The sequence below is a fragment of the Pseudomonas sp. Xaverov 83 genome, assembly GCF_019352905.1.
GTDB lineage: Bacteria > Pseudomonadota > Gammaproteobacteria > Pseudomonadales > Pseudomonadaceae > Aquipseudomonas > Aquipseudomonas yamanorum.
Map to the genome: position 1 here is coordinate 1 of NZ_JAAAFU010000088.1, position 10,700 is coordinate 10,700.

Here is a 10,700-nt window from a genome sequence, read left to right on the forward strand (position 1 = left end):
AGCTCTGCTTTCGCTCTGGCCTTTGATCTGGCTTCTAACACTCAAGCCGGCCGGTAGGCCGCTGTGCTCTGGCTTTTGATCTGCTTTTGATCTTGATCTGGGGGCCCCGTCAACCACGATGGCCGCAAGCAGGCACGGTGGAGCGGGTAAATCGGCAAGGATGCCGATTTAGCCGCGCCGGGCCATGGATGGCCCGTCGCGGCGACCCGCGGAATCGGGCCGGAGTGCGGGCATGCCGAGCCTAGGCGAGGCACCGAGTGGTGGGGCAAAGACCTTTTGGTTACTTTTGGGGCGTTTGCCAAAAGTGACCCGCTGTAAGAGCGGAACCATAAGTCGCCGTTACCTAAATAACGGATATGTACCCCGCTCCCGCTCCCCCCATCTCATGCTAAAACCCTGGCCCGCCAGCAAAACACCGCACTGACCGCAATCGCCGCCCCCGCCACGCCAAACACCCAAGGCGCCGACGCCACCGGCAACAACAACCCCGCCAGCAAAGGCCCAAGCCCCGCGCCCACATCCCGCCACACCGCATTCGACGCCAACGCCGAAACCCGCATCGCCCCCGGATTACGCTCCGCCACCAACGTCGTCACCAGCGGCAACTGCAACGCCCGCAACACCAACACCGCCGCCGCACCGACAATCACCCAGTGACTGCCAAACGCCCCCAACGCCAACGCACTGAGAAACGAAAACAGCAACAACATCGAAGTCGCACCAAACTGCTGCGCCGCGCGCCCCCCCAACGGACTCAGAAGCAACTCCGAAACATATCGCAGCGCCATCAACCCACCGGCAATCAATACCGCATTCCCACCCAACAGCTTCTGCGCCTGAATCGACAGACCAAAGATAAACAGCCCATCCAGCGCCACCCCTTCGATAAACGACCAGGTCGCCACACTGTCAGGCAACTTGAACCGCCGCCCCGGCGTGCCATGCAAATTGTGACCCGCAGTCGGCAACCCCCGCGCCATCCACAACCCCACCAGGCAACACACCGCCAGAATCCAGAAGATCGGCCGCGGCCCCACCTGTAACGTCAGCCACCCACCCAACGGCAAGGCCAGCATCGGCCCCAGGGCAATCAACGCCCGCGAACGCCCCGCCCGCCGCGCTGCACCCAGCGGTTCAGAAGTGGCCAATACCTGAGTGGAAAGGTTCAACGCCGCAAAACACAGGCCCCAGATCAACCGCAGGCCAAGCAAGGCAGCAAACCCGGACAACATCGAGTTGCCGAGTGCACACACCGCCGCCGCGCCGGCGGCGATGGAGCACGTCAGCCGATCACCGTTGCGGGCGTAGAAATTCAGTACATGCTTGTAGCCGAAGATCCGCACCAGGCGGTTGGCCGCCAGCAGCACCCCGGCCTGGGCCAAGGTGATTCCGAACGCCTGGGACTCCATCGGCAGTACCAGGTACAGCAACACGTCACTGGGCAGGCACAGGCCAAGGGTCAGCGCGGCACGGCGGGAGTGGGAATCAGCACTGCGTTGGGCCAGATCAGACATAAAGGCTGAAACATTCAGAATTATTTAGACAGCCACGGTAGCCGTCTCCCTCAATGTTTTACAAGGCCCAAATAATTAAACCTTGGCGCCGTCCTGCATCAGGCGCAACCCGCTGGCCACCGCGCCCACCAAAGCAAACCCGCACCCCAGCCACAACGCGTACTGCGGGCCGCTGCTCGAGGACAGGTGGAAACACAACGCCACCAGCGAAGCGCCGAGCGTCTGCCCCATCAATCGCGACGTGGCAACGATCCCGCTGGCCCCCCCACTGCGGGCGATGGGCGCGCTGGTCATGATCGCCTTGAGATTGGGCGACTGGAAGAAACCGAACCCGGCGCCGCACAGGGCCATGCGCCAGCCGATGTCGAAGGTCGAAGCGTCGTTGCCCAGGGTTGCCAACGAGGCCATGCCCGCACTCAACATCACCAGGCCGATGCCACACAGCAACGCCAGGGAGATACGGTCCGCCAGGCGCCCGGCAATCAGCGCCATCACCGCCACCACCGCAGGCCACGGGGTCATCAGGAAACCGGTGGCCACCTGGCTGTGACCCAGCACTGTTTGCAGCAGGAATGGCAGCGACACAAACGCCAGGCCCTGGGCGCTGAACGCGCAAATCGCGGTGAGGGCCGACAAGGTGAACAGCGGGCGCTTGAACAGGTCCACCGCGAGCATCGGCGCCGGGTGCCCGGCCTGACGGCGGATCAGCAACAGCCCGCACAGCAGGGCCACGGCGATCAGCCCCAGGGTCAACACCGCTTGCGCACCGTGCACCGCCGAGCCCAGCCCCAGCACCAGCAGGGCGAACAGCCCGGCACAAAGAATCGCCGCGAGCCGGTCGAAGGCATGGCCGGTGATCGGGATCACCGGAATTGCACGCACCCCGAGCCACAAGGCCAATGCCCCCAGGGGCAGGTTGATCAGGTACAACCAGTGCCAGGTGGCCACCGACAGAATCGCCGACGCCGCCGTGGGCCCCAGGGTAAAGGCCAGCCCCACCACCAGCGAGTTATACCCCAGCCCCCGGCCCAATATTTTTGCCGGGTAGATATGCCGCAACAGCGCAATGTTCACGCTCATGATCGCCGCCGCGCCCAGGCCCTGCACCACCCGGGCAGCGGTCAGCGTCGGCAGCGACCAGGCCAGCCCGCAAAACAGCGAGGCCACTACAAACACCAGCAAGCCACCGAGGAACACCCGGCGGTGGCCGACCACGTCACTCAGGGAAGCAAAGGGCAGTACGGCGGCGATGGTCGCCAGTTGGTAGGCGTTGACCACCCAGATCACCGAAGCGGAGTCGGTACCAATGCCTTCGGCCAGTGTGGGCAACGCGGTGTTGACGATGGCCGTGTCGAGGGTCGCCATGCCGATCCCCAGGGAAATGGCGACAACCGCCGCAAGACGTTTATCACTGGGCAACCCATCAGCTACTGAAGACATGGACAATCCGCACACGTGGCAAAGGCCTCTAGATTACGGGCAGCGGCCTTTTTTTTCAGCGGGCAAATGCGCGGCTGTCCAAATATTCATGTTCAGGTGCGCCATTTGCCCATCCGGGCCATCTGCACCAGCACCTCGGCGAGGGCGGGCTGCGGCGGGCTGTTGACGGTGACCAGCGCCACGCAACGGCTTGGCCGCAAGGTGGCCGCTGCCGTGACGGCACGACCGCCGAGATCGAACCCACCCAGCACAGCCTCGGGAATGTGCAAGGCGTTCATCAGGTCCAGCACATCCTGGCCGAGCACCACTTCCTGGGTGCTGGCAGGTGCAGCCTTGTCCAGTTGCGTGGTGCTGCCATGGCCTCGCAGGTACGGGATGACTACCCGAAAACCCTGGGACACCAGATGCGGCGCAACCTCGGCGAAACGCTCAAGGTCGCCGTCAGCACCATGCAGCAAAATGATCGGCCGGCCGTCTTCCGGGCCGGCTTCGTAGTAGCCGATATCCAGCAGGTCGGTGCTGACCTGGCGGATCGTCCAGGGCGCAGGCGCCGCCCATACCGGCAGTGACAGCGCGACTGAAGCAATGGCGCTGGAAATCAGAAAGCGACGGCGATTGAAAAAAGACATGGGTTATAGCTCCAAAAAATTTGACACTGGAAGGTCGTCAACGACCCCCACAATCAACTCGCTGCCGATCCAGCCGGCCAGCCACTCACCGGCTTTTGCCACGCCCTCCTCTTCCCCCAGGCGCTCCACCAGAAACTCGCACAGCCCGGCAAAACTGCCGTCGCCTTGCAGGTGCACCAACGCCTGGAACTCCAAAGCCTCGACTTGCCGCAAGCGCGAGGTGAACTGCCGACGCCACACCAGCAATCCACCGGCCTCGGCCAGCATCACCGCCTCGGGCGCCGGGGTTTGCTGCCACAACGCCGACCAGATCGCCTCGGCGTTGGTGGTCAGCCCGTGGCAACGCAGCGACGGCGTGAGTTGCAGGCTCGCGGTGTCCCAATCCACCGCCGCGAGAGCGTCCATGGGCAACGGGCTGGCATCGGCGGCGACAAATGCCTCGTTGAGCGACGACTCGATCCAGGCCAGTTCATGCACGTCGGGATTGTTGGGGAACAGTTCACCCAGGGTCAGGTGAAAGCCCTCGGGATAGATGTCCAGGGTCCAGGCATGGGGCGGATACCGGTCGATATGGCTGACGCACGCGGCCAGAAACGCCTCATCCCCCAGCCAGCGCCGCAGGTTGGGAAACGCCTGCTCCAGGCAACCCACCAACTGCGCGCGGTAGTTGTTCTGGTAAACCGCCAGGCCTGCGGCCTTGTTACCCAACAACTGGGCCGACTCGTCCGAGGCACTCACCAGCCAGGTGTGAAACGCCTGCTGCCATTGGGCGAGATTCATGAGCGCACCTGCGCTCGCTTGTAGGCCTCGGAAGCCCCCAGCATGCGGGCGATGGACAGTTCCTCCAGCAGCTCTGCCAAGGGCGGAATCTCGTCATCGCGCTCGATCATCGTGGCGACCGGGCCGAGCAACGCAACGGCCTTGGCATACAAATCCCAGACACCGTCACATACCGGGCTGTCATGGCTGTCGATCAGCAAATCGCGGCCCTGGCTGTGGCCGGCCAGGTGAATCTGCCGCACCCGCTCGGCCGGAATCCCGTCGAGAAACGCCAGGGCGTCGAAGCCATGGTTGCTGGCGTTGACAAACACATTATTGACGTCCAGCAACAGCTCGCAGCCGGTGCGCCGGGACATGGCGGCGATGAATTCCCACTCGCTCATGGATGCGCCATCAAAGGCCAGGTAGCTGGACGGGTTTTCAAACAGCATCGCGCGGCCCAGCACGTCCTGAGCCATGTCGATATTGGCGCAGACCCGGTCCAGTGCCTCATCGGTATAAGGCACTGGCAGCAAGTCATGGGAGTTGAAGCCTCCACTGCGGGACCAGCTCAGGTGGTCGGACACAAACAGCGGTTCGATCTCGTCCACCAGCGACTTGAGGCGCTTCAGATAGTCGAGATCCAGCCCCTCGGCGGTGCCGATCGACATCGACACCCCATGCAGCGCCACCGGGTACCGCTCACGAATCTGGCGCAGGATATGCCGGGGCTGGCCGCCCGCGACCATGAAATTCTCGGAGATCACTTCAACGAAATCCACCGCCACCGGGGTCTCCAGGAACTCGCTGTAGTGCTCCTTGCGCAGCCCCAGGCCGTAGCCCGGAAAACGCGGATTGGGTGTCGGCATCACATGGTCTCCGTTAAAAAACTGTAGGAGCGAGCTTGCTCGCGAAAAACCCGAGAACAACGCGAGGTGCCAGGCACCCCGCGCTATCGTTAACGGTCTTACTTCGGCTCAGTCGTGGTGCCGCCCAGCTTCAAGCATTCGGACGGAGTCTTGACGACAACGCCCTGGCCCTTGCAGCTGTTGAGGCCCTTGCAATCGTTCTTGGCCGTAGCGCACAAGCTTTCGCCCTTGCAGTTGTTCACGCCGTAGCAACGACCCGGCTGTTCCGGCTGGTCGGCGGCGCTGGCGGCAGCCGCGAAAGAGGCGGACGCCATGGCGATCAGGGCGGCAGCAGTAGCAAGGCTCAAGCGGGATTTAATGGACGTGCTCATGGGTGTTACTCCTCGGGGTGGGGTTTATTTGATGACGGATGCAGCGTCTTCGATGACCTTCGCCACAGCCTCGGGCTGGGAGATGTACACCGAGTGGCTGGCCTTGATTTCAGTGACTTTCGAGCCGGCGCGCTTGTACATCCAGCGCTGCAGATCGGGGCTCAGGGCACGGTCTTCGGTGGACACCACGGCGTAGGTCGGCTTCTTGTGCCAGGCCGCGGCCCACACGGTGCCGCCGAACAAAGCGGTGGTGGCCGGTACCTGAGAGGCGGCCATGAAGTCGGTGCGGTTGGTGGTCAGGTCGGCAGCAAAGTCGGCGTTGAACTTGGTGCGGTCAAAGAACAGATGCCCGTCGCGGGTCTGCATCACGTCATTGCTCGGAGCCGGCATCGAAGACAGCAGTTGGCTCATGTTTTCGCCGACTTCCGGTTGCAGGGCCGAGATATAGACCATCGACTTGACCTTGTCGCGGTCACCGGCAATCGAGATCACCCCACCGCCGGAGCTGTGCCCCACCAGCACCACCGGGCCGACTTGCTGCTCCAGCACTTCGCGGGCCTCGGCCACGTCGGCGGCGAGGCTTTCATGGCCCTGATGCACCACGGTGACCTTGTAGCCCTTGTGAATCAGGATGTCGTGCACCACTCGCCAGCCGGAGCCGTCGACGAAGGAACCGGGCACGATCACCACGCTTTTACCGGTGCCCGGCTGGGGCTTGGCTGCATCGGCGGCCGAGGCCACTAACGGTGCAGCGAGTGCCATGGCGATCGCCAGGGAAGAAAGAATACGCATGCGACTCTCCACAGGCCTTGGGGCCTGATCATTGTTGTGAAAGGGTTAACGGCGTTGGCCGGACAACACGCGGTCCAGTGACCAGGCCCCGCCGCCATACGCCAGCAGCGGCAACAACAGCCCGGCCCAGGTCAGGTGGGTCGGCCAGGCATCGGGGTACACGAACACCTCGATCACCAGGGTCATGCCCAACAGCGCGGCGGCCGCCGGGCGGGTCAGCAGGCCCAGCACCAGCAACAGCGGGAACAGATGCTCGGCGTAGGTCGCCAGGTGTGCCGCCCAGTCCGGCGGCACCAGCGGCAAGGCGTATTCCGAGCGAAACAAGGTGTAGGTCGACGGCTTGAGTTGCAGAAAACCGGTCACCTTGGTGCGGCCCGAGAGGAAAAACACCGAAGCGATACCGACACGAGCCACCAGCAACAGCAGCGCCTCAGGCAGCACGCGCTTGAGCACCGCAGGGGCCAGGGCAATCATGGTTGTTCCGTCAGGCTGCCGAAGCCTTTGGGGGTTTTGATCTGGGTGCACGTTCCTTTGTCCACCAGCACCCAGGCGTTGCCCTGGTAATCCGCCTTGGCGGTACCGGCGCAGGAAGTACCGGCACCGGCGGCGCAATCATTGGCACCGGCGAGGGACACGCCGAAGCATTTTTCCTGAGGCTTGGCATCCTCGGCATGGGCGGTGGCGGCGAAGGCACCGAGGGACAGTGCGAGGGTGGCGGCAAGGGCCGCGTAGTGGCGCTTCATGGTTGAATCTCCTGGCTTGACTGAATGTGGCCAGGGCGCTTGTGCGGTGCGTGACCACTTGCGCCATCTGGTAGACAGATTTAAAGCCAGGCGTGTATCCCGTCTGTGTCGCGTTCCCTCCTGCTAATCATGTCGCTGTATCAGATGGGTGCTGATACACAGTCTGATACACAGCCAAAAAAACCGCGCCAAACCACCGCCGTTTTATTCGGCATCCCGAACGACACAATTAGAAATATTCGCCTTTCCGAACACTCCCCTCTCACCGCCTCCGACGACCTTAAAAATCACCATAAATTTCATACGGTTGTTGTCATCTTTGTTACATGCCAACTGGCATACATTCTGCTACATCAGGTTTTCTAGTAATAAAATGTTTCTAAATTGAAACAGTCTCATCGCCTGAACCCCAACGGCCCCGCGCCTTATAACAACGTCCATGCCCCAAAGGAGGGCGGCAACTCTCACCTTTTTGATCGACTTCAACTCTCCAAGCCTGCTGCCGCACGTAAGCACCCAAAAGGGCGAATGGCCTGATCGCCAATAACAAGCCCGACTACAAAAAAGGACAAATTGATGAGTTCGAGCAAATACCCCGCAGTGTCCTTCACGGACCTTGTCCCCCAGGCCCCGGACCACACCGAGAATGCTATCGGTTTTGGCCCCTTTCTCTTGTTGGCGCGCCAGCATGTATTGCTGCGCAACGGCGAGCCGGTGACCCTCGGCAGCCGCGCCTTGTACTTGCTGATCGCCCTCGCCAGCCGGGCTGGCGAGTTGCTGGAAAAGTCCGAACTGATCTCCTTCGCCTGGCCCAAGGTGGTGGTGGAGGAATGCAACCTGCGCGCTCAGATCGTTGCCCTGCGCCGGGCGTTGGGGGATGACGGCAACTTCAGCTACATCGTCACCGTGCCGGGCCGGGGTTACCGGTTTGTCGCGCCGGTGACAATGCAGGCGGTGAGTGACGGCGCAATGACCCAGGCCCTGCTGCCCGCCCCAACCGTGGAGGCACCGAACCTGCAACCGCCGCCAGGCACGGTGATTGGCCGTGAACAGCTGATCCTGAGCCTCGCTGACCAACTCCTGAGCCAGCGCTTCCTGACCATCACCGGCCCCGGCGGCATCGGCAAGACCACGGTCGCCCTGGCCGTGGCGCAACTGCTGCAGGGCCGCTTTCACCAAGGCATGTGCTTCGTCGACCTGGCTCCCGCCACCAGCGGCCAATGGGTGGCCGGCATGCTCGCCAACGCCCTGGGCATCCAGAGCGTGAGTGACGACCCCTTGCAAAGCGTGGCCTCGCTGCTCGCCAACAGCCCGTTGCTGCTGGTGCTCGACAACTGCGAGCACGTGCTGCAAGCCACCGCCGACGCCGTCGAAGTGCTGCTGCGCTGCGCGCCCCAGTGTTGCGTGCTGACCACCAGCCGCGAGCCGCTGCGGGCCGAAGGCGAACGGGTGCACGACCTGGCACCGCTGCTGGTGCCGGACGAAGACTTAAGCTTGAGTGCCGAGCAAGCCATGGCCTGGTCGGGCATCGCGTTGTTCATCGAACGGGTCAAGGCCCTCGATCCTGGCTTCGTGTTCAAGGACACTGACGTCGCCGCCGCCAGCGCCATCTGCCGCAAGCTCGACAGCAATGCCCTGGCCATCGAAATTGCCGCGGCGCGGGTGCGCACCTTCGGCATCCAGGACCTGGTGGGTTTGCTCGACGGCAGTTTCCGCCTGCAAATGACCGGCCGACGCACCGCCCTCGCCCGTCACCGTTCACTGAGCGCGACCCTGGACTGGACCTACTCGATGCTCACCGGCGACGAACAGGCCATGCTGCGCCAACTGGCAGTGTTCACCGGTTCCTTCACTCTGGATGCAGTCAAAGCCATGACCGCCAGCAGCGCCCTCGATGCCCGCAACGCCCTGCCCCTGCTGGAAAGCCTGATGGACAAGTCGCTGCTGATCGCCGGTGAATCGCAGTTGCTCAAGCGCTACCGCCTGCTGGAAACCACCCGCGCCTACGCCCTGGAGAAACTCAACGAACACGGCGAAGCCGATGCTACCCGCCAGCGTCATGCACGGTATGCCCTCGAGGTTTTGCAGGAAGCCGGGCAGACCCTCGACAGTCTTTCCCCGGAGATTTGGGTCGGCCTCTACGGCCCGGAAATCAACACCGTCCGCGCCGCACTGGAGTGGGCTTTTTCAGCCTCGGGCGACCTGCCCACCGGCATCGAACTGACCCTCGGCGGCGTACCGTTGTGGCTGCGCCTGTCGCTGGTCAGCGAGTGCCGTACCTGGGTCGACAAAGGCCTGGCCAGCGCCGACACCACCCCGCTGCCGCTGCGCCAGCGCATGCTGTTGCAAACCGCCCTGGCCAGTGTGCTGATGCTCACCTACGGCACCGGCGGGCCGATGCGCGAAGCCTGGCGCCAGGTGCGTGAAGACGCTCGCGACCTGGGCGATGCCGAGCACAAACTGCGGGCGCTGTGGGGCCTGTGGAGTGACCGCTGCGGCTGCAACCAGTACGCCGAAGCGCTGGAACTGGCCGAGCGCTACATCAGCCTGAGCCACAGCGGCAACCAGCAACTGCTGGGTAAACGCATGCGTGCGGTGGCGTTGTTTCACATGGGCGACCTGGCCGGCGCCCGACAGAATATCGACGAGGCGCTGGGGTCACCGTCGGCCCCGCGTTCGCACATTATCGACGTGCATTTCGACCAGCGCATCGCCGCTCGCTGCCTCAAGGCGAAGGTGCAATTGCTGGAAGGCGATGTTGACCCGGCGCTACGCCTGATCGGCAGTTGCGTCGATGAAGCCATCACCCTCGATCACCCCGCGACCCTCTGGTACACCCTGTGCCTGGGGGCGATTCCCCTGGCGCTGTTGGCGTCCAACCTGCCCAAGGTGCGTTATTACCTGGGCTTGCTGCAGGGCAGCACCACGCAACAAGACCTGCATATCTGGCGCCAGTTTCGGTTGTGTTTCGAGAGCATCCTGCTGATTCGCCAGGGCTCGCCTGAGGAAGGTGTGCCGCTGTTGGGTGAGGCGTTGCATCACTTGAGTGGGCAGGGAGACAGCCAGCTGTATAGCTTGCTGCGCTGTGAATACGCCTTGGGTCTGGCGCGGCTGGGGCTGGAGAAGCTGGCGCTGGAGGTGTTGGAAGACACCTTGCAATTGGCGCTGGGGCGGCATGAGCATTGGTTCGTGCCGCAGATGTTGCGGATCAAGGCACAGCTGATTTTGCGCCAGGCCCAGTATGGGTCGGTGGACAAGGCCAAGGTGTTGCTGCGCCAGGCGTGGGTGGATGCGCAATTGGCCGGGGCGCACTTTTGGCGGGCGCAGATTGCCAGTGACCTGGCCAGGTTGCAGGAGCCGAAGATGCGGATTGCTTCGTTGCCCCGGTTTCAGCATCGGTAGGTGATCGCTATTCGGTACGCACTTGCGTGTTCTCGGGTGTGGGCAATGTTATGGGGCAGGATTTCTGATCGGGTCGGGTCGGGTCGGGTACATATCCGTTTCTTCGGTAACGGCCGCTATTGGTTCCGCTCTTACAGCGGCTCACTTTTGAAAAGCGCAAAAGTAAGCAAAACGCTCTTGC

At 63.0% G+C, this 10,700-nt stretch carries 10 protein-coding genes; 1 reads left to right on the forward strand and 9 read right to left on the reverse strand.

The genetic code is table 11. The features are described from left to right. Positions 1–383 precede the first annotated feature (383 nt). The 9 genes from K0H47_RS28635 to K0H47_RS28675 form a co-directional block, all read right to left on the reverse strand. Positions 384–1,514, reverse strand: coding sequence for an MFS transporter (locus tag K0H47_RS28635; protein ID WP_063031506.1), 1,131 nt, complete (start codon positions 1,512–1,514; stop codon positions 384–386). 75 nt (positions 1,515–1,589) lie between these two features. Beyond that, positions 1,590–2,954: an MFS transporter gene (locus K0H47_RS28640; RefSeq protein WP_219273993.1), complete on the reverse strand. Its 1,365-nt coding sequence runs from the start codon at positions 2,952–2,954 to the stop codon at positions 1,590–1,592. A gap of 92 nt (positions 2,955–3,046) precedes the next feature. Beyond that, entirely contained in the window at positions 3,047–3,583 is a 537-nt protein-coding gene (locus K0H47_RS28645; protein WP_063031508.1) for an alpha/beta fold hydrolase, read from the reverse strand. A 3-nt stretch (positions 3,584–3,586) separates the two neighbouring features. After that, complete coding sequence (locus K0H47_RS28650) at positions 3,587–4,363, reverse strand: DNA-binding domain-containing protein (RefSeq protein WP_093198858.1); 777 nt, start codon at positions 4,361–4,363, stop codon at positions 3,587–3,589. Further along, positions 4,360–5,211, reverse strand: coding sequence for a DUF692 domain-containing protein (locus K0H47_RS28655; protein WP_219273994.1), 852 nt, complete (start codon positions 5,209–5,211; stop codon positions 4,360–4,362). Before K0H47_RS28655 ends, K0H47_RS28650 begins: the two co-directional genes overlap by 4 nt. Positions 5,212–5,309: 98 nt before the next feature. After that, positions 5,310–5,582 carry a hypothetical protein gene (locus tag K0H47_RS28660; RefSeq protein WP_003211275.1) on the reverse strand — a complete coding sequence of 91 codons (273 nt, stop codon included), beginning with the start codon at positions 5,580–5,582 and terminating at the stop codon, positions 5,310–5,312. Positions 5,583–5,606: 24 nt separating this feature from the next. After that, the gene (locus K0H47_RS28665) at positions 5,607–6,374 is read right to left on the reverse strand and encodes an alpha/beta fold hydrolase (RefSeq protein WP_219273995.1); all 768 of its coding nucleotides are present in this window, start codon (positions 6,372–6,374) and stop codon (positions 5,607–5,609) included. Between the two features lie 45 nt (positions 6,375–6,419). Continuing rightward, positions 6,420–6,848: a DoxX family protein gene (locus K0H47_RS28670; protein ID WP_010175348.1), complete on the reverse strand. Its 429-nt coding sequence runs from the start codon at positions 6,846–6,848 to the stop codon at positions 6,420–6,422. Continuing rightward, a complete protein-coding gene (locus K0H47_RS28675; protein WP_003211270.1) occupies positions 6,845–7,117 on the reverse strand; it encodes a DUF2282 domain-containing protein in 273 nt (90 codons plus the stop codon). The genes K0H47_RS28670 and K0H47_RS28675 overlap by 4 nt, the downstream gene beginning before the upstream one ends. Positions 7,118–7,693: 576 nt before the next feature. Between K0H47_RS28675 and K0H47_RS28680 the strand changes: the two genes are divergently transcribed. Further along, on the forward strand, positions 7,694–10,519 hold the full coding sequence (locus K0H47_RS28680; RefSeq protein WP_219273996.1) for a winged helix-turn-helix domain-containing protein: 2,826 nt from the start codon (positions 7,694–7,696) through the stop codon (positions 10,517–10,519). The last annotated feature ends 181 nt before the right edge of the window (positions 10,520–10,700 follow it).

Bases quoted from the DNA above. Each gene is read 5' to 3' on its own strand.
- K0H47_RS28680 (WP_219273996.1), top strand. From the start codon at position 7,694: ATGAGTTCGAGCAAATACCCCGCAGTGTCCTTCACGGACCTTGTCCCC.
- K0H47_RS28635 (WP_063031506.1), bottom strand. From the start codon at position 1,514: ATGTCTGATCTGGCCCAACGCAGTGCTGATTCCCACTCCCGCCGTGCC.
- K0H47_RS28660 (WP_003211275.1), bottom strand. From the start codon at position 5,582: ATGAGCACGTCCATTAAATCCCGCTTGAGCCTTGCTACTGCTGCCGCC.
- K0H47_RS28675 (WP_003211270.1), bottom strand. From the start codon at position 7,117: ATGAAGCGCCACTACGCGGCCCTTGCCGCCACCCTCGCACTGTCCCTC.
- K0H47_RS28640 (WP_219273993.1), bottom strand. From the start codon at position 2,954: ATGTCTTCAGTAGCTGATGGGTTGCCCAGTGATAAACGTCTTGCGGCG.
- K0H47_RS28645 (WP_063031508.1), bottom strand. From the start codon at position 3,583: ATGTCTTTTTTCAATCGCCGTCGCTTTCTGATTTCCAGCGCCATTGCT.
- K0H47_RS28665 (WP_219273995.1), bottom strand. From the start codon at position 6,374: ATGCGTATTCTTTCTTCCCTGGCGATCGCCATGGCACTCGCTGCACCG.
- K0H47_RS28655 (WP_219273994.1), bottom strand. From the start codon at position 5,211: ATGCCGACACCCAATCCGCGTTTTCCGGGCTACGGCCTGGGGCTGCGC.
- K0H47_RS28670 (WP_010175348.1), bottom strand. From the start codon at position 6,848: ATGATTGCCCTGGCCCCTGCGGTGCTCAAGCGCGTGCTGCCTGAGGCG.
- K0H47_RS28650 (WP_093198858.1), bottom strand. From the start codon at position 4,363: ATGAATCTCGCCCAATGGCAGCAGGCGTTTCACACCTGGCTGGTGAGT.